Annotated in this window: 13 protein-coding genes and 1 tRNA gene; 6 read left to right on the plus strand and 8 right to left on the minus strand. The window is 65.9% G+C overall.

Annotated features, from left to right (window positions below; genetic code table 11):
• Positions 1-92: 92 nt before the first annotated feature.
• Positions 93-168 (plus strand) — tRNA-Phe (locus AC1RNQ_RS17845).
• 40 nt (positions 169-208) lie between these two features.
• On the opposite strand, the gene AC1RNQ_RS17850 is transcribed toward AC1RNQ_RS17845, so the two are convergent.
• A complete protein-coding gene (locus AC1RNQ_RS17850) occupies positions 209-1,357 on the minus strand; it encodes an EF-hand domain-containing protein (protein ID WP_493173250.1) in 1,149 nt (382 codons plus the stop codon).
• 264 nt (positions 1,358-1,621) lie between these two features.
• Here AC1RNQ_RS17850 and AC1RNQ_RS17855 point away from each other — a divergent pair, with 264 nt between their 5' ends.
• The gene (locus tag AC1RNQ_RS17855) at positions 1,622-4,279 is read left to right on the plus strand and encodes a TonB-dependent receptor (protein ID WP_493173252.1); all 2,658 of its coding nucleotides are present in this window, start codon (positions 1,622-1,624) and stop codon (positions 4,277-4,279) included.
• A 117-nt stretch (positions 4,280-4,396) separates the two neighbouring features.
• On the opposite strand, the gene AC1RNQ_RS17860 is transcribed toward AC1RNQ_RS17855, so the two are convergent.
• On the minus strand, positions 4,397-7,303 hold the full coding sequence (locus AC1RNQ_RS17860; protein ID WP_493173254.1) for a TonB-dependent receptor: 2,907 nt from the start codon (positions 7,301-7,303) through the stop codon (positions 4,397-4,399).
• 438 nt (positions 7,304-7,741) lie between these two features.
• On the opposite strand from AC1RNQ_RS17860, the gene folE reads away from it, so the two are divergent.
• The gene (gene folE / locus AC1RNQ_RS17865; protein WP_493173255.1) at positions 7,742-8,338 is read left to right on the plus strand and encodes a GTP cyclohydrolase I FolE; all 597 of its coding nucleotides are present in this window, start codon (positions 7,742-7,744) and stop codon (positions 8,336-8,338) included.
• Positions 8,339-8,424: 86 nt separating this feature from the next.
• Here the strand turns inward: folE and AC1RNQ_RS17870 are convergent, their stop codons facing one another.
• From AC1RNQ_RS17870 to AC1RNQ_RS17895, 6 genes are all read right to left on the minus strand, one after another.
• The gene (locus AC1RNQ_RS17870) at positions 8,425-9,081 is read right to left on the minus strand and encodes a Fe2+-dependent dioxygenase (RefSeq protein WP_493173257.1); all 657 of its coding nucleotides are present in this window, start codon (positions 9,079-9,081) and stop codon (positions 8,425-8,427) included.
• A gap of 8 nt (positions 9,082-9,089) precedes the next feature.
• Entirely contained in the window at positions 9,090-10,127 is a 1,038-nt protein-coding gene (locus AC1RNQ_RS17875; protein ID WP_493173259.1) for a hypothetical protein, read from the minus strand.
• A 498-nt stretch (positions 10,128-10,625) separates the two neighbouring features.
• On the minus strand, positions 10,626-11,255 hold the full coding sequence (gene rplI / locus AC1RNQ_RS17880; RefSeq protein WP_493173261.1) for a 50S ribosomal protein L9: 630 nt from the start codon (positions 11,253-11,255) through the stop codon (positions 10,626-10,628).
• Between the two features lie 14 nt (positions 11,256-11,269).
• Positions 11,270-11,494: a 30S ribosomal protein S18 gene (rpsR, locus tag AC1RNQ_RS17885; RefSeq protein ID WP_037517582.1), complete on the minus strand. Its 225-nt coding sequence runs from the start codon at positions 11,492-11,494 to the stop codon at positions 11,270-11,272.
• Positions 11,495-11,505: 11 nt separating this feature from the next.
• Positions 11,506-11,871, minus strand: coding sequence for a 30S ribosomal protein S6 (rpsF, locus tag AC1RNQ_RS17890; protein WP_077146959.1), 366 nt, complete (start codon positions 11,869-11,871; stop codon positions 11,506-11,508).
• A 340-nt stretch (positions 11,872-12,211) separates the two neighbouring features.
• Positions 12,212-13,591: a Mur ligase family protein gene (locus tag AC1RNQ_RS17895; protein ID WP_493173263.1), complete on the minus strand. Its 1,380-nt coding sequence runs from the start codon at positions 13,589-13,591 to the stop codon at positions 12,212-12,214.
• A gap of 212 nt (positions 13,592-13,803) precedes the next feature.
• On the opposite strand from AC1RNQ_RS17895, the gene AC1RNQ_RS17900 reads away from it, so the two are divergent.
• The 3 genes from AC1RNQ_RS17900 (at position 13,804) to AC1RNQ_RS17910 (ending at position 17,862) form a co-directional block, all read left to right on the plus strand.
• A complete protein-coding gene (locus AC1RNQ_RS17900) occupies positions 13,804-14,631 on the plus strand; it encodes an LD-carboxypeptidase (protein ID WP_493173328.1) in 828 nt (275 codons plus the stop codon).
• Positions 14,632-14,674: 43 nt separating this feature from the next.
• A complete protein-coding gene (fabD, locus tag AC1RNQ_RS17905; protein WP_493173265.1) occupies positions 14,675-15,613 on the plus strand; it encodes an ACP S-malonyltransferase in 939 nt (312 codons plus the stop codon).
• A 287-nt stretch (positions 15,614-15,900) separates the two neighbouring features.
• Positions 15,901-17,862, plus strand: a complete 1,962-nt coding sequence (locus AC1RNQ_RS17910) for a beta-propeller domain-containing protein (protein WP_493173267.1) — start codon at positions 15,901-15,903, stop codon at positions 17,860-17,862.
• Positions 17,863-17,907 lie beyond the last annotated feature (45 nt).

Here is a 17,907-nt window from a genome sequence, read left to right on the forward strand (position 1 = left end):
GCAAAATTACCGCAACAAAGATGCTGGACAGGACGTCGGACCCTGCCTATAGCCGCCGCTCGCCAGCGGGCCGGTCGGTCCGCCAAGGCTGCGCCTGGGTAGCTCAGTTGGTAGAGCATGCGACTGAAAATCGCAGTGTCGGCGGTTCGATCCCGTCCCCAGGCACCATTTTCTCCATCCTCGTGCATTGTTCGCGACGCCCTTGCGGTCAATCGTCCGGCTCGACCGCGATCGCGCCCGACGGCAACGACACCCGGTCAGCCGCATAGTCGGCGAACATCGCGTCGGGTTCGCGCTTCAGCGAAAAGCGGAGCGATGCCCGGGTGCGCATGGCTTCGTCCTCGGTGGTCGAATTGAAATAATTGGGGCACCCCGCCTTTGCGATGGTGATCTTCCTGTCGGGGACCCCGGTAACACCCACCGCCGATATCCCGCCGCGCCCGGCGCGGAAGGAGGTAGCGACAACATGGCTCACCCGGTTCGTCGCGCCCGACAGCCGCCACAGCGTCGCTTCATAGGATGTCAGCACCAGGTAGAGCGGCTGCTCGCCCGGCTCGATCGCCGCCTCGATCAGCCGCGTCTTCGCTCTTTTGTCGTTGTTCTCGATCTGGACGGGCGAAATCGTGCGGCTCTCGTAACTGCCATAGGCGATCAGCCTGGCCGCCGCGGGTACAGGGGGCAGCGGGCAGATTTCGGCCTGCCAGGTCATCTGGCTTTCGCGCACCAGCGGCCGGATCGCCGTCAGTTCGGCCTCCGACGTCGTGCCGTCGCCATCGGCATCGACGGCGTGAAAGGCCTTTTCCGACAGGAGTGTCAGCTCCGCGGCGGTCAGCCGGCCATCGCCATCGGGATCGGCGGCGAGCAGCGCGGCGAGCCGCCGGTCCCACGCCTGCTGGCGCGCGGTGGCGGCCGCCTCGGACAGCGTGATCACGCCGTCGCCGTCGAGGTCGAACTGGCTGAGCTGATGTTCGATGCGGCGATCGCGCGCCGCCTGGTCGGCCTCCGGGTCCGAATCGGCACCCGTGCTCGCCCCGATCTCGGCGCGGGTGATCCGGAGGTCGCCGTCGAGGTCCATCGGCAGGATCCGCTGGATCGGTCCGGCGCGCTGCACCGCGGCGCGGCGGGCGATGGCGAAATCGATGTCGCCCTGGTCGAGGCCGTCGTCGTCGCGGTCCGCCTGGCGAAGCTCGCCGACCACGCGCGCGACATAATCTTCGATATGTCCGCCGCTATGGAATCCCGTGACCAGCGCGAGCGGGACGTCGGGCGCGGGCGGCTGCGACGCTACGGACTGCGTCATCGCCAACGTCGCCGTGGCGCAGGCTCCGACGATCGTGCCCCTGTGTTTCGCCCGCATAATGATCTCCTCGCCCAAGTAGCGCCACCTTAAAGCGGGCAGGGTTAAGAGAAGTCCTATTGCCGCCGCAGCCCCGCATGACTTGCCGCGCTATGCTGCAGTGCAAACTGTTGCTTTTTGGCCACTAATCGCCCGAAAAACTTTAGGGTGATGCCGCGCCGCGTTGACGCGGCGGACCGGGCGATTAGAGCGGCGGGTTCCCGCCGGAGCATCCCCTCCTTTGGCCGCAAGGCCGCGCTTCGCTGGGTTGGAGAGAGAGACCCCATGACCTTGCGCAACATTTTGTTGGGCGCCACCATGCTGTGCGCCGCAACCACGCCCGCTTTTGCCTATGCCCAGGATGCCGCCCCGGCCGACGACGCCGCCGCGCCCGCGGAAGACACGACCGATTACGGCAACGAGATCATCGTCACCGCGACCAAGCGGTCGCAGACGCTGCAGGACACGCCGGTCGCGGTCTCGGTGACCTCGGCCGCCGACCTCGAACGCTCGCAGATTCGCGACCTCATCGACCTCCAGTCCGCGGTGCCCAGCCTGCGCGTGTCGCAGCTCCAGTCGAGCGCGAACACCAACTTCATCATTCGCGGCTTCGGCAACGGTGCGAACAACGCCGGCATCGAACCCTCGGTCGGCGTCTTCATCGACGGCGTCTATCGTTCGCGCTCGGCCGCGCAGATCGGCGACCTTCCTGCCGTCGAGCGCATCGAAGTGCTGCGCGGGCCGCAGTCGACCCTGTTCGGCAAGAATGCGTCGGCCGGCGTCATCAGCATCGTGACGCAGAAGCCGCAATATGAGTTCGGCGGCACCGCCGAAGTCACCTATGGCAATTACGACGCGATCACGGTCAAGGGCAATGTCACCGGCCCGATCAGCGACACCGTCGCCTTCTCGATCGGCGGCAATTACAACCGCCGCGACGGCTATGCCCAGGACCTGAAGCTCGGCACCGACGTCAACGACCGCAATCGTTACGGTTTCCGCGGCCAGCTTTTGTTCGAACCGACCGACGCGCTGTCGATCCGCCTGATCGGCGATTACGACAAGATCGACGAGAATTGCTGCATCGCCGGCAACGTCATCGCGGGCCCGACCGTCGCGATCACCAACGCGCTCGTCGGCGGCCCCAGCGTCGATGCGAACGACCCCTTCTCGTACGACGTTTACAACAACTTCCTGTCGTCGAATAAGATCAAGAATTACGGCGGCTCGGCGCAGATCGATTATGATCTCGGCAATCTCGCGCTGACCTCGATCACCGCCTATCGCGAAGTGCGCGCGCTCACCAACCAGGATTCGGACTTCACCGGCGCCGACCTGATCGGCGAGAACAGCCAGGATCTGGGCATCGACACCTGGACCCAGGAAGTCCGCCTGACCTCGGACTTCGACGGCCCGATCAACTTCCTGCTCGGCGGCTATTATTTCAACGAAAAGATCAAGCAGAAGAACGACATCCGCTTCGGAACCCAGTTTCGCGCCTATGCGGGCGGGCTGATCAACCCGGCGGTCGTGCTCGGCTCGCCCAACCCGAACGCCGCGGGCAATGCGGTGATTTCGGGCCTCGAGCAGCAGATCGGCGGCATCCTCGGCAATCCGGCGATGTTCACGGGCCAGTTCTTCCGCGCCGGCGACGGGCTCGACGAAGCCTATCGCATGTCGGACGAGGCCTTCTCGGTCTTCGGTACCGTCGATTTCGAGGTCACCGACCGGCTGACCCTGACCGGCGGCTTCAACTACACGAAGGACCGCAAGCGCTTCGCCACCGACGTGACGAGCAGCGACGTCTTCTCGGGCCTCAACCTGACGACGATCGGCCGCACCGCGATCACGCAGCAGGGCATCGCGACGACCGTCGGCCAGGCGCTGGGTCTTCCGGGCCTCGCGAACGCCGCGCAGATTCAGGCGTTCGCGCAGGCGCAGCCGGCACTCTTCGGCCAGATCAGCGCCGGCGCGGCGGCCTTCGCCGCGGCGAACCAGAACAACGCCGCGGTCAACCCGCTGCTCGCGCTGCGTCCGTTCCAGTTCCTGCCGCCCTTCCTCAACCTGCCCAACGCGGTCGAGGACGGCAAGACGAGCGACAGCGACCTGGCGTACAGCGTCCGCGCGTCGTATGAGCTGACCGACACCGTCAACGTCTATGCGACCTATGCGACGGGCTTCAAGGCGAGCTCGGTCAACCTGTCGCGCGACAGCCGGCCGCTCGCGTCGGATCTGCCCGCGATCATCTCGGGCGGTCTCGCGACCCCGAACCTGGTGTCGGGGTCGCGCTTCGCCGATCCCGAGGAATCGACGGTCTACGAGTTCGGCCTGAAGGCGAACTGGTCGGTCGCGGCGCTGAACCTCGCGGTGTTCAAGCAGTCGATCAAGGGCTTCCAGTCGAACATCTTCACCGGCACCGGCTTCGCGCTCGCCAATGCGGGCAAGCAGTCGACCTTCGGTATCGAGTTCGACGGCTCGGTCCGCCCGGTCGACGGCCTGAACCTGACGCTGGCGGTGACCTACCTCGATCCGAAGTACGACAGCTTCGTCAATTCGGCGTTCGGCGACATCTCGGGTTCCACGCCCGCCGGCATCCCCGAACTGACGATGGCGGCCGGCGGCACCTATACGCACGAGTTCGCGGGCGGCACGCGTGCTATCCTGCACGTCGACTACCACTACGAGAGCCCGGTGCAGATCGTCGAGGGTCTCGGCGGCTTCCCGGCGAGCGTCGCGCAGAATCTGAAGCGCGAGGTCAACCAGCTCAACGCGTCGTTCACCGTCGCGCTGACCAACGGCCTCGAAGTCGGCGTGTGGGGCCGCAACCTCACCAACGCGCAATATCTGACGACGATCTTCCCCGCCGTGGCGCAGTCGGGCAGCGTGTCGGGCTATCCCAGCCAGCCGCGCACCTATGGCGGCGTCGTGCGCTTCAAATTCTGAACCGGGGAAGGGTGAGGGGCGGCCCCGTCCGCTCCTCGCTTTCGGTCCCAGCTTTCGGGCATAGAAAAACCCGGCCTCTCCGCCGAGAAGCCGGGTTTTCTTTTCGCCGCTAGCGGATCAGAATTTGAAGCCGGCAGCGAGGCCATAGCGACGCGGGTCGAGCGTGAACACGTTGGTGAACAGGCCCGACGACTGGTCGGTGACATAGAGGCCGGTGACCGGCTGGCTGTCAAAGATGTTCGAGACGAACGCCTTCACGAACCATTTCTTGTCCGGGCCGTTGAGCTGGATCTGCGCGTTGACCTGCGCATAGCCGTTGATCTCGTTGATGCGGCCGTTGAAGATATTGCCGTAGCTGTCACCGGTGTAGGTGATGTCGAGGCGCGGGGTCAGCGACATGTCGTTCTGGAAATTATGCGTATACTGGACACCGGCGCTGAACTTGTAGTTCGGTGCCTGCGGCAGCTTGTTGCCCTTGATGTTCACGGGCACGCCCGCATTCTCGATCGTGATCCCGCCGAACAGAGCGCCGACGGTCGCGGCATTGGCCTGCAGGACCGAACAGATGCCGAAGGCGCCGGGCGAGTTGATGCCGCTGCCCGTACCGAATCCGGCCGGCGCGCGCAGGCCGAGGCTGGCGTTGATCGCCGTCACATAACCGGCGGTGCCCGCAGCGTTGCCGGCGGTGGTCGGGACCACGGCGCAGTTCGAACCGTTGGTGATGTCCTTGATGATCACCGCGTCGTTGCGCCCGCCCGACGGATCGCGCGGGTTGCCGAGGAACTTGTCGCTCGACACCTCGGTGTTGAGGTAGCTCGCACCCAGGTTGACGACGAAGTCGGGGGTCGGGGTGATCACCGCTTCGGCCTCGAGGCCCCAGATGTCCGCGTCGACATTGTCGTTCACCGAGGTGCGCGCGACGATGCGGCTGAGCTGCAGGCTGTCATATTTGTAATAGAAGGCCGTGAGGTTCAGCTGCAGCGCGCCGAAGCGGTTCTTCGACCCGATCTCGAACGCATCGACGATCTCGGGCGCGAAGGATTCTTCGACCGCGAAGACCGGCTGCAGCGGCGGGTTGATGCCGCCCGACTTGTAGCCGCGCGAATAGCTGACGTAGATCAGGTTGTCGGGGGTGATCTTCCAGTCGAGCACCGCGCGACCAGTGACCTCGTCGAAGCCGACGCGGCGTTCCTGGAACAGCTGGTTGCCGGCGATCCCCGGGTCGGCGTCGAAGCCGGCGGCGAAGGGTGAGCTGAACGCGCCGCCGGTCGTGCCATAGGGCACGAGGAAGCTCGCCAGCGTCGAGCGCGCGCGGACATATTTCTTGTCGTTGTTATAGCGCACGCCGACGGTCAGCTTGAGCGCGTCGTTGAACTCGACATAGCCTTCGCCGAACAGGCCGTAGGACGTCACGCGGAGGTCGTCGGTGTTGTTGCGGAAGAAGGGCGTGCCGAGGAAGCTGTTCGGAAGGGCGCCGCCCGACCCCAGCGCGGTGAAGGTGCCGAGGATGCCGGTCAGATAGTCGATCCCGAACGCGTTCACATAATAGCTATTCTCGGTGAGGTGCGACTTGCCGTAGATGCCGCCGAGCAGGAAGTTGAACGGCCCGTCGAAATCCGAGCTGATGATGAGCTCGCCCGACCAGCTCGACGAATCCTGGTTCGAGCGGTCGAAATCCTGCGGCGTCGCGCCGCAGGTCGAGAAGCCGCCATAGGCGCCGAGCCCGGTCTCCTCGGAGAGCGAGGTGCAGAGATTGCCCGTCGGCCCGTTCGGGATCAGCGCGTTGCGGATCGGGATGAAGAAGCTTGCCGGGAGGCCCGGGATGGCGCCAGCGGCGGCGGCGTTGAGCGCGCCCAGTGCGGGGGCAAAGAAGCTGCGATCCTGCACCGACAGGTTATAGTCCTGCTGGCTGTCGACGCGGGCTTCCTGATAGACGCCCGCGAGCGACACGTTGATCGCACCGAAGCTCTGCTCGAGCCGGCCCTGGAGTTGGAGTTCGTCCGAGAAATAGGTCGGCGTATAGTCGGTGTTGACGACGCGCGGGTCGGCGATCGCCTGGAAGGTCGAGAGCGAATCCGGCCCATAGAGGCTGCCGAGGCCGAAGGCGGTCGGGATGCCGCGGATCGCGAGGAACTCGCGGCTGGTCAGCACGCCGACGAAGGTCGAGTTGGCGTTGGTGACGCCGGGGTCGCGGCGGTTGTTGAGACAGCCGAGGACGCCGGTTGGGTCGCGCTGGCAATATTGCTTCTGGATGCGCATACGGTTGTCTTTTTCGCGGAAATAATAGCCGAGCAGGTCGAGCGTCGTATTGTCGGTCGGTTGCCAGCGGATCGAACCGCGGATCGCATACATGTCGCGATCGTCGATGCGGCTGTCGTCGAACAGGTTCTTCGTATAGCCGTCGCGGTTGAGGTAGAAGCCGGCGATGCGGACGCCGAGCGTGTCGCCGATGGGCAGGTTGACCATGCCCTTCGCCTTGATGCTGCTGTAATTGCCATATTCGAACTCGCCCGCCGCGCCGAAGCCCGAAAGGTCGGGCTTGGCGGTGACGACGTTGACCACGCCCGAGGTCGCGTTGCGGCCGAACAGCGTGCCCTGCGGGCCGCGCAGCACCTCGATGCGCTCGAGGTCGAAGAATTCGGTCTCGAACAGGCGGGTGCCGATCAGCGGCGATTCATTCTGGTGGATCGCGGTCGCGCTGTCGCAGCTGACGCCGACGCAAAGGTCGCCGATGCCGCGGATGGTAAAGCTGGACGAGGTGAAGTTCGTCTTGGTGAAAGTCACATTGGGCAGGGTGAGCTGCAGGTCGGACGGGTTCTCGATCTGCTGCGCTTCGAGGGATTCGGCCGAAAAGGCGCTGACCGCGATGGGAACGTCCTGCAGGCGTTCGGACTGGCGCTGTGCGGTGACGACGATTTCGCCGCCGAATGCGTCGGTTTCGGTTTCCGCCGCATCCTGCGCGAACGCCGGGGTCGCGACCGACATCGCAAGGATCGATGTACCGATCAGTGCCTTGAACTTCATATTGTGCCTCCCTTTTTCAGCCCGCACCCACGGGCCGCCCAATTGCATCGCTCAACCGGGAGGGGATATGTCCAGACAGGGCTACGGGCGCCGGACCTCGTCGATCCAGCGCAGGCGCGCGCGCATAACAGTGTAGCCAGCTGTGCTGGGCATCGTCCTCTCCCACCGGCACCCGGGGACTGATACCGGCATCTCCGATCACGACCTGCTTCGGCAGGTTCTGTAATGCTTTCAAAATTGCGCTTAGTTGACGAAAGCGTCAAGCCACTTGTTCAGCGATGTTCCGCAGAAATTTTCTTGCGTTGCAGCGGGCAAAAAAAGGTCCGATTCCGCAACGTAAACTTGTTTTGCGACAGGAAATTCTTCGCGCGCCGGGGTTGCGTAATGGCACAATCGCGCCGAAATGTGCGACATGAAAGCAACAGTGAAAGCGGGCGGATGACGAAGGTGGAAGTGGGACCCGACGGCAAGCCGGTGGTTCCCGACGATGTGCTGGGCGCGGTCCGCACGCTCATCGCCTGGGCCGGCGACGACGTCACGCGCGAGGGGCTGCTCGACACGCCGAAGCGCGTCGCGCGCGCCTGGCTCGAATATTGCCAGGGCTATGCCGAGGATCCGGCAATCCACCTGTCGCGCACCTTCGAAGAAGTCGGCGGCTATGACGAGATCGTCATGCTGCGCGACATCCCGTTCCAGTCGCACTGCGAACATCATATGGCGCCGATCACCGGCAAGGCATCGATCGCTTACCTTCCCAAGGACCGCGTCGTCGGCATCTCGAAGCTCGCGCGGGTGCTCAACGGCTATGCGCGGCGGCTGCAAGTGCAGGAGCGGCTGACCGCCGAGGTCGCGAAATGCATCTGGGACAATCTCCAGCCGCACGGCGTCGCGGTGGTGATCGACGCGCAGCACGGCTGCATGACCGGCCGCGGCGTGCGCACCCCCGGGGTGGGCATGGTGACCAGCCGCCTGCTCGGCTGCTTCCTCGAGGACGAGCGTAGCCGCAAGGAAGTGCTGGCGCTGATGGGCTACTAATATCGTCGCCCCCGCGAAGGCGGGGGCCGCATGCGACCTCGCGCTATGCCGACAGCGGCCCCCGCCTGCGCGGGGGCGACGGCCTATCAGCGCCGCCACATCCTGAGCAGCTGATACTGCACCGCCTGCAACCGCGTATAATTCTCCGGGTCCATCTTCGCGCCTTCGAGCCCCGCGACGTCGTTGAGTTCGTACATCAGGTTGCGGTGCTGGACGTCGGGGATCAGGCTCTGGATGAAGGTGATCGCGACCAGCCGCTCGCCGCGCGTCACCGGCTCGACCTCGTGCAGCGTGTAGGACGGATAGACGATCGCGACGCCGGGCGCTTCCTTGAAGCGCAGGTCGGCGCCGCCCAGCGTCACATGCAGCGCGCCGCCGTCATAATCGGCCGGATCATTGATGAATATGGTGCAGCTGATGTCGGTGCGCAGCTGACCGTCGGACAGCGGGATATAGGCGGCGTCGGGGTGCAGCCCGTAATGCATGCCCGGGGTGTAGCGCGTCAGCAGCGGCGGCGCGATGCGCGCGGGAAAGCTGAACTCCATGAAATCGGGGTTCGACACCATCGCGTCGAGCAGGATTTTCGACGAGCGCTCATAGGCCTGCGCGTCGTGCAATTGCAGGTTGTTCTTGATCTTCGAATGCGGGTTGCTGATCTTGCCGTCGACGAACTTTCCCGCGGCCGAGATCTCGCGCAGCGTGCGCACTTCCTGTTCGTCGAGCAGCGGGACAAGCTTGAACATCGGATTTCCTATTCGCCGTGGATCGGCAGCGCGCCGAGACTCTTATCGCGCGCCGCGAGCGCTTCAACCCATGCGATGGCTGCGGCGATTTCGCCGGCATGGTCGGCGGCGGCCTGCGCCTGCAGTTCGCGGCGCAGGTCGGGGCTGTAACCATGCTCGGGCGCCTTCGAATATTGGCGCATGATCGGTCCCGCCAGCAGCGCCTCGATCCGCGCCGCATCGGGGGCGAGGCCGAAATGCGCCGCCTGTGCGGTCAGGCTCGCGGCGGGATCGGCGAGCATCGCCTCGAAATCGACCCACAGGTGGCGCGGATCGGTCAGCGGCAGCGTGCGCGCTGCGCTCGCCATTTCGGCGAGCCAGCTCATCGCGACGCGCGTCACCGGCGGCAATTGCCACAGCTGATGAGAAAAATCGGGGACCAGCGCCGCGAGCCGCGCGATGCGCGCGGGCGCCTGCGCCAGCGTCTCGGCCATCGACGCCTCGCCCGCGAGGATCGTCTCGATATAGCGCGCGAGCGGGACGTATAGAAACAGCGCGCGGCCGCCGGTGCCGGTCAGATCGTCCGCGATCGCGGTGATAACGCTCGACGCCTTGACCATCGTCCGCTGACCGGGGCGAAAACCGCGGCCGAGCCAGCCCATGACCTGCGCCAGCCGCGCGCGATAGAGGTCGGGCGACCAGACCGATTCCGGCCGGTCGATCCGCTCGGCGACCTGCGCCAGCGTGCGCAGCAGCATCGGCTCGCGCAGCGGCAGCACGTCGCCGACCTCGGCGAGCAGGCGCGAGACGAGGGTCGAGCCGACATGGCCGATATGAAAGATGAAATCGGGCCGCGCCGCGGCTGTGCCAAGGTCGGGCAGCGCATCCCACGCCTTCCACTCGCGCCCGATGCGTTCGGTGAGCAGCCGCTGGTCGAGAAAGCTCGCGCCGCGATAATCAGCCTCGTCCAGCAGCGCGACCAGCACGCGGTCGTTCGCGAGGTCGGCCATATGCGGCAGCAACCCGGCATCGGCGGCAAAGCGGCGCTGAAAGGGATCGTCGGCCATCGCTTGCCGCCATAGGAAAGGCGAGGGGGCTTGGCCAGCCCGGCCATCAGTTTTGGGGTCGGGAGCGGACATTGCCGATCCTCCCCGGAACGGGGAGGGGGACCAGCGAAGCTGGTGGAGGGGCACAGGCGGTTGGCCTTGCCGGTGAGGTAGCTCGCTACGGCGACGTCGCCGGAAATGAAGGGCGTTTTAGGTTTAGCGCGGTGCAAACCTCCTGTGCCCCTCCACCACCCTTCGGGTGGTCCCCCTCCCTGCGGGGGAGGATCGCTTTCGTCCCCTCCCGCCCGTAAGCGACCAAGCTGCATCTGGTGAAATTAATGCGCGCAGAGGCGCAGAGGCCGCAGAGAAGAAAGCCCATTCTCTCTGCGGTCTCTGCGCCTCTGCGCGAGTATGAAGATGGCCTGCGGCCGCCTTGCCCGAAACCCGCCACCCCCAAACAGAAAGGGCCGCGTTCCCATAGGAAACGCGGCCCTCTCAAAAGGCTTTGGCTGAAAAAGCTTAAGCTTCTTCGGCGTCGTCCGCAGCCGGGGCTTCCTCGGCAGCGCGTTCCGAAGGCGGCGTGGCGTCTTCGAATTCGTCTTCGCTGTCGGGTTCCAGCGCCGTGGCGACGGCCTCGGCCTGTTCTTCCTCGAACATCGCGGCGATGACGTCGATGCCCTGCTTCTGCATTTCGGCCTCGTCGGGCGAGCGAGCGACGTTGACGCCGACGGTCACCGCGACCTCGGGGTGCAGCTTGACCTTGACGTCGACCAGGCCGAGCGACTTGATCGGGCGTTCGAGCTCGACCATCGCCTTGCTGACGCCGGTCACGCCGTCCTCGGCGAGCGCGTCGACGATGTCGCGGACCGAAACCGAGCCGTAGAGCTGGCCGGTGTTCGACGCCTGGCGGATCAGAACGACCTGCTTGCCGTCGATATCCTTGGCGCGGCCTTCGGCGTCGGTGCGACGCTCGGCGTTGTCGGCCTCGATCTTGCCGCGGTTCGCTTCGAACAGCTTGCGGTTGGCTTCGTTCGCACGCAGCGCCTTGTTGTTCGGCAGCAGATAGTTACGGGCAAAGCCGTTTTTGACGGTGACGACATCGCCGATACCGCCGAGCTTCTCGATACGTTCGAGCAGGATGATTTCCATCGGACCAGCCCTCCTTACTTCACAATGTAGGGGAGCAGGCCGATGTGGCGCGAGCGCTTGATCGCCTTCGCCAGCTCACGCTGCTTCTTGGTGGACACCGCGGTGATCCGCGACGGGACGATCTTGCCGCGCTCCGACAGGTAACCCTGGAGCAGGCGGACGTCCTTGTAATCGATGACCGGTGCGTCCTTCTGGCTGAAGGGGCAGGTCTTGCGGCGACGGAAAAAGGGTCGTGCCATGGTCGTGTTCCTTATTCTTCGCCGTCGCGGTCACGGCCGCGGCCGCCCCGACGTTCCTGCTTGCGCATCATCACCGACGGGCCCTTTTCGAGCTCGTCGACCTTGATCGTCATCCAGCGGATGATGTCTTCGTTGATCGCGGCCTGGCGCTCGATCTCTGCGACGGCTTCGCCCGACACTTCGGCCGACAGCATCACATAATGACCCTTGCGGTTCTTCTGGATCTTGTAGGCGAGCTGCTTCAGGCCCCAGGTTTCGGTCTTGTGAACCTGGCCCTTATATTCGCCGATGACGTTGGTGACGGTTTCCGCCAGCGCGTCGACCTGAGCCTGGCTCAGGTCCTGACGCGCGATAAAGACATGCTCGTAGAACGGCATGGTCGCGCTTCCTTCATTTGGCCGATCGTTGACCTGCGCCAATCGCAGGCCCCTCCGGCTGTCGTCTCGCTTTGCGAATCGGTGCAAAGCAAACGGGGCGATGGCTCAAAGCCTCGCCCCGATGCGGGCGGCCTATACAGATTCGGCGGCGGAAAGCAAGGGCTGGCGGGGGGACTAGGTTCACGCGGAGACGCGGAGGCGCGGAGAAAGGCAAAGAGAAGATTCGCGCAGAGACGCAGAGGGAAAGAGAATAAGGGCGGCGAAGCCGCTATTCTATTCTTCTCCGCGGCTTCGCGTGAACCAATTCTCTGCGCCCTCTGCGCCCTCTGCGCGAATCCCTTCAGCCAAACTTCCCCAGCAATTCGCACCCGAAGTCGGTGAGCGTGTCGTCGCGCGCGCCGAGGATGAGGATGCGGTCGCCGGGCTTGGCTTCGTCGAGCATCGCGGCGCCGCAATTGGCGCGCGTCGTCAGATGGACCGCATCGCCGCCGCTTGCGACGATGTCGCCGACCAGCGCCTCGCTGCCGATGCTGCGGTCGACGGTGCCGCCGAAATAGACGGGATCGCAGACGTAAAGCTTGTCGCCGTCGCGCAGGCCCTTCGCGAAACTCGCGGCCAGTTCCTTGCCCATCTGGCGCAGCGGGCCATAGCCGTGCGGCTGGAAAAAGAGCAGGGCGCGGCCGGGCAGTTCGGCGACGGCCGCCAGGGTCGCGGCGACCTTGTCGGGATTGTGCGCGAAGTCGTCGATGACGGTAACGCCGCCCGCCTGGCCCAGCACCTCGTAGCGGCGCGCGAGCCCGGTGAAATCGGCGAGCGCGGCGGCGGCATCGCCGATCGAAATGCTCAGCGCGCGCGCGGCGGTGATCGCGGCGAGCGCGTTCATCGCATTGTGGCGGCCGGGCATGCGCAGCCGCACCGCGCGCGTCGTGTGCGCAAAGGTGACGTTGAAGCGGCAGCCGTCGGGCAAGGCCTCGAAATCGCTGCCGCGCACCGCCGCACCGTCGCCGAAGCCGAAGCGCATCCCGTTTTCGCGCGCGAGCAAAGGCGCCGATTCAGGATCGTCGGCGTTGATCACCGCGATCCGCGCCTTGGCCGCGAAATCGCCGAACAGCTGGTGCAGTTCGGCGAGGCTCTTATGGTCGAGGCTGATATTGGTGACCACCGCGACGTCGGGCTTGTACAGCGCGATCGAGCCGTCGCTCTCGTCGACCTCGCTGACATAGACGGCATCGCCGCCGACGAGCGCGCTCGCGAAAGGCATGTCCTCATTGGCGAAATTGCGCATCACCGCGCCGTTCATCACCGTGGGTTTCCGCCCGACGCTTTCGAGGATCCAGCCGATCATCCCGGTGACCGTCGATTTGCCGCTGGTCCCGCCGACGCCGACGGCTTGGGTAGCCGAATTGAACAGCGCGGCGTTGAGCTCGGCGCGCGTCATCCGGGGCAGGCCGAGCGCGTTGGCGGCGGCAACGTCGGGAATGGTCTCCTCGACCGCGGCCGAGGCGACCAGCGTCTGGCCCGCGGCGACGCCGCTGCCGTCCTGCGGGAATAGCGCGATACCCTGGCTTTCAATCCAGCCGAATTTGTCGGGCGAGCGGCCTTGGTCGCGGCTGCGGTCCGAGCCCGAAACCTGCGCGCCGCGCGCCGCAACGATCATCGCCAGCGGCAACATGCCCGACCCGCCGATGCCGCAAAAGAAATAGGATTTGTTTTCCGCCATCGCGCGGCGTTATGGCCTTGGCGAATTGAAGGCAACCATTCCCTCTCCCGTCGGGAGAGGGTTGCGCAGACTTGGCGCGAAGCGCCTAGTCGAAGCTGGGTGAGGGGATCGGACGTGGCGTGCATAACCGGCGGTAGACACCCTCATCCAACTCCGCCTAGCCGGCGAGCCGGCAAGGCTTCGTATCCTTCTCCCATCCGGAGAAGGATGTGATGCGCATCGGAATCGTCGCCCCTTCGACCCCCATCCTCCCCGACGATGCCGAGGCCGTGCGCGCGCTCGCCAGCCTCGGCTACCCGCAAGTCGAACTCGTCTTCGACCCGCAATGTTTCGCGGTCCACGGCCATTTCGCAGGCGAGGACGGGCATCGTTTCGCGGCGCTGGTCGAGATGGCGAACCGCCCCGACATCGACGCGGTCTGGTTCGCGCGCGGTGGCTATGGTGCGTGCCGCATCGCCGAGGAAGCGGTCGCGGCGATGACCGACGTCGCGCGCGGCAAGGCCTTCCTCGGCTATTCGGACCAGGGCAATCTGCTGGCCGCGCTCTATCGCGACGGCTTCGACCATGTCGCGCACGGCCCGATGGTCGCCGACATCCGCCGCGAGGGCGGCGACGCCGCGGTGCTGCGCGCGCTCGACTGGCTCGTCGCGCGCGATCCCGCGGCGTGCGAGCCGGGGCTCGAGCATGGCGCGCGCCATGCGGCGTTCAACCTGATGACGCTGGCGATGCTGCTCGGCACCCCGCTCGAACCCGACCTGGCGGGGCATATGCTGCTGGTCGAGGAGGTCAGCGAATATCTCTACGCCTTCGACCGCGCCTTCTTCCATGTCGCGAGCTATCTCGGCCAACGCGGGCTCGCCGGGCTGCGGCTCGGGCGGGTGAGCGACGTGCCCGAAAACGACCGGCCGTTCGGGCTGGAGCCCGAGGAGATTGCGCGCGAGTGGTGCGCGCGCTGCAATATCCCGTATCTCGGCCGGGCCGACATCGGCCACGACGCGGCGAACAGGGTCGTGCCCTTCGGCTTGCATCGCGCGGGGTGAGGGAATAGGCGCGGCCCATCCAAAAAACGCTAGGGGACGCAATATGCGCGCATTCATCTTTCCGGGTCAGGGCAGCCAGTCGGTCGGCATGGGCAAGGCGCTCGCCGATGCGTCACCCGCGGCGCGCGAGGTGTTTCAGGAGGTCGACGACGCGCTCGGCCAGAAATTGTTCCAGCTGATGACCGAAGGCCCCGAGGACCAGCTGACCCTCACCGAAAACGCCCAGCCCGCGATCATGGCCAACGCGATCGCGACGCTGCGCGTGCTGGAGAAAGAAGGCGACGTCACGCTTTCGAGCAAAGCCGACTATGTCGCGGGCCACAGCCTCGGCGAATATAGCGCGCTCTGCGCCGCGGGTGCCTTCGACCTTGCGACCACCGCGCGGCTGCTCAAGACGCGCGGGCAGGCGATGCAGGCGGCGGTGCCCGTCGGTATCGGCGCGATGGCCGCGCTGCTCGGCGCCGACATCGACACCGCGCAGAAGCTCGCCGATGCCGCCGCCGAGGGCGAGGTCTGCACCGTCGCCAACGACAACGACCCGTCGCAGGTCGTGATCTCGGGCCACAAGGGCGCGGTCGAACGCGCGGTCGCGCTGGTCAAGGATTATGGCATCAAGCGCGGCGTGCTGCTGCCCGTCTCGGCGCCTTTTCACTGCCCGCTGATGCAGCCCGCCGCCGACGCGATGGCCGAGGCGCTCGGCGCCAACCCGCCCGCCGCACCGCTCGTGCCCGTGGTCGCGAACGTGACGGCGAGCCCGGTAAGCGACGCCGACAGCATCCGCGACCTGCTCGTCCAGCAGGTCACCGGCCGCGTCCGCTGGCGCGAGAGCGTCGGCGCGATGGAGGCGATCGGGGTCGGCCAGTTCGTCGAATTCGGCGGCAAGGTTCTCGGCCCGATGGTCAAGCGCAGCGCGTCGGGCGAGGTCGAGGTGACGAGCGTGATTTCGATGGACGATATCGAAGCGCTGCTGAAGGTGCTTTAAGGGATTCGCGCGGAGGCGCAGAGGGCGCAGAGAAATTTGTTCACGCGGAGACGCGGAGGCGCGGAGAAGAAAGCAGAATGGCGGCTTCGCCGCCCTTAATCTCTCTTCCTCTGCGATCTCTGCGCCTCTGCGCGAATCCTCTCTTCTTCTTTCTCCGCGCCTCCGCGTCTCCGCGTGAAACAATAATTGGCGGCATCTCGGCCACGAGCGGCCTCGAAGATAAGCCCTTTTCTCTACCAAGGTAATAAGGTATCATCATCCCTCGGTTCAAGCCAAGGGAGAGGGCGATGGACGGTTTCACACGCATTTGGGCTTTCGGCCAATGGGCCGTCGTCGCGGCGCTGATCGCGTCGCCTTTGTGGGCGGGCGCGGTGGCGCCCGTGGCGCAGCAAGTCGCCGCCGCAACGGGGGTATCCGCAGGCCATATGCGCGCCTTCGCCAGCGAGGCCGAACTCAAGGCCTTCCTGGCCAAGCGCCAATCGATCCAGAATCTCGCCGTGACCGAATCGACCACCGCCTCCGCCGACGCAGCCGCGGCACCTGCCGAACCCCCGCCCGCAATGGCCGTCGCGCTCGAGGAGCCCCCGCCCGCCGCCGCCAAGGTCGATCCCGACGGCATCACCAACGTCCAGACCGCCGGGGTCGACGAGGGCGGCATCGTCAAGAAGCAGGGCGACCTGCTCATCGTGCTGCGCCGCGGACGGCTGTTCACGATCGACGCGTCGGGCGGCAGCATGCGGCCGATTGCCGCGGTCGACGTCTTCCCGGGCAAGAACGGCGAGCCCGACGGCACCTGGTACGACGAGATGCTGGTCAGCGGCGATACCGTCGTCGTGCTCGGCTACAGCTATGCGCGCAGCGGCACCGAGGTGAACCGCTTCGACCTGTCGGCCGACGGCAAGCTGACATGGCGCGACACCCATTATCTGCGCTCGGGCGATTATTATTCGTCGCGCAACTACGCCTCGCGGCTGATCGGCGACAAGCTGATCTTCTACGCGCCGCTACCGATCTGGGGCGAAATCCACGAGGCGATGCCTGCACTCGCCGAGTGGCGGAAGGGAAAGGTAAGCGAGTTCAAGCCCTTCACCGGCGCGCGCGACATCTATATGCCGCAGCCGTCGTGGGGCGATCCCGAGCTTGCGGGCGACATGCTGCAGAGTGTGATGATCTGCGACCTAGGCGATGCCGATATGGATTGCGATGCGACCAATGTGCTCGGCAGCTGGTCGCGCAGCTTCTATGTCTCGCAGAAGGCCGTCTATGTCTGGGCGGGTCTCGGCATGAGCTACGATTCTGACAATCGCGCGATGCTCTACCGCATCCCGCTCGACGGCGCCGCGCCGCAGGCGGTCGAGGTCGCGGGCATGCCGCTCGACCAATTCTCCTTCCGCGAGGAAGGCGACGGTTCGCTCAACGTCCTCACCATGGCCGAGGGCGGCGGCGACGCGATGTGGGCGCCCGAAAGGAACGACGAGGGCGACATGGCGCTGCTCCACCTCGCTGCGAACCGCTTCGGCGACGGCGGCGAAAAGGTGAAACCCGCCGACTTCCGCGCGCTGCCCGGCGTCGAGGGCTGGGAGCGGCAGAATCGCTTCGTCGGCGACTGGCTGCTCTACGCCGGCGGCCGCATCCGCCGCGACCTGCGCAAGGAGGGCAGCGAACAGGCAGCGCTCTATGCCGTGCCGGTGAAGGGCGGCGCGGTCGTCCCGCTCGATCCGGGGCATCAGGTCGGCCGCATCGACATCATGGGCCGCGACGCGATCATCGTCGGGTCGGGCGATGACGGCGCGCTCACCTTCACGACGGTGGCGCTCGATGGCGCGCCGCGGCTCGCCAGCCGCTACGCCTTCCCGGCGGCGGCCGAGGGCGAGAATCGCAGCCACGCCTTCTTCTATCGCCCCGACGCCGGCAGCGACGGCGACGACGGGCTGCTCGGCCTGCCGGTGATGCGCGGCAGCGACGACGGCACCAAGTTCCTCGGCAGCGCGGCGTCGATCCTCTACCTCCGCCGCGCCGCGCGCGACCTGTCGCTCGCGGGCACGCTCGACGCGCGTCCGGGCCAGCGCGACGACCACTGCCTCGCCTCGTGCGTCGATTGGTACGGCAACGCGCGGCCGGTGTTTTTTGGCGATCGCATCTTCGCGCTGATGGGCTATGAGCTTGTCGAGGGCCGCTGGCAGGACGGAAGGGTACGCGAAAAGACGCGCATCGACTTCACGCCTAGGAAAGGCGGCCGGTCGGGGTAGAATGATTGCGCGCAGAGGCGCAGAGGACGCAGAGAGTTGGCGGGG

This window comes from Sphingopyxis sp. GW821-FHT12F08, from assembly GCF_058806755.1.

Excerpts from the sequence above, each read along its gene's own strand:
- rpsR (WP_037517582.1), bottom strand. The coding sequence starts at position 11,494 with ATGGCACGACCCTTTTTCCGTCGCCGCAAGACCTGCCCCTTCAGCCAG.
- AC1RNQ_RS17910 (WP_493173267.1), top strand. The coding sequence starts at position 15,901 with ATGGACGGTTTCACACGCATTTGGGCTTTCGGCCAATGGGCCGTCGTC.
- AC1RNQ_RS17855 (WP_493173252.1), top strand. The coding sequence starts at position 1,622 with ATGACCTTGCGCAACATTTTGTTGGGCGCCACCATGCTGTGCGCCGCA.
- AC1RNQ_RS17875 (WP_493173259.1), bottom strand. The coding sequence starts at position 10,127 with ATGGCCGACGATCCCTTTCAGCGCCGCTTTGCCGCCGATGCCGGGTTG.
- AC1RNQ_RS17850 (WP_493173250.1), bottom strand. The coding sequence starts at position 1,357 with ATGCGGGCGAAACACAGGGGCACGATCGTCGGAGCCTGCGCCACGGCG.
- rplI (WP_493173261.1), bottom strand. The coding sequence starts at position 11,255 with ATGGAAATCATCCTGCTCGAACGTATCGAGAAGCTCGGCGGTATCGGC.
- AC1RNQ_RS17860 (WP_493173254.1), bottom strand. The coding sequence starts at position 7,303 with ATGAAGTTCAAGGCACTGATCGGTACATCGATCCTTGCGATGTCGGTC.
- folE (WP_493173255.1), top strand. The coding sequence starts at position 7,742 with ATGACGAAGGTGGAAGTGGGACCCGACGGCAAGCCGGTGGTTCCCGAC.
- AC1RNQ_RS17900 (WP_493173328.1), top strand. The coding sequence starts at position 13,804 with ATGCGCATCGGAATCGTCGCCCCTTCGACCCCCATCCTCCCCGACGAT.
- AC1RNQ_RS17870 (WP_493173257.1), bottom strand. The coding sequence starts at position 9,081 with ATGTTCAAGCTTGTCCCGCTGCTCGACGAACAGGAAGTGCGCACGCTG.
- fabD (WP_493173265.1), top strand. The coding sequence starts at position 14,675 with ATGCGCGCATTCATCTTTCCGGGTCAGGGCAGCCAGTCGGTCGGCATG.
- AC1RNQ_RS17895 (WP_493173263.1), bottom strand. The coding sequence starts at position 13,591 with ATGGCGGAAAACAAATCCTATTTCTTTTGCGGCATCGGCGGGTCGGGC.
- rpsF (WP_077146959.1), bottom strand. The coding sequence starts at position 11,871 with ATGCCGTTCTACGAGCATGTCTTTATCGCGCGTCAGGACCTGAGCCAG.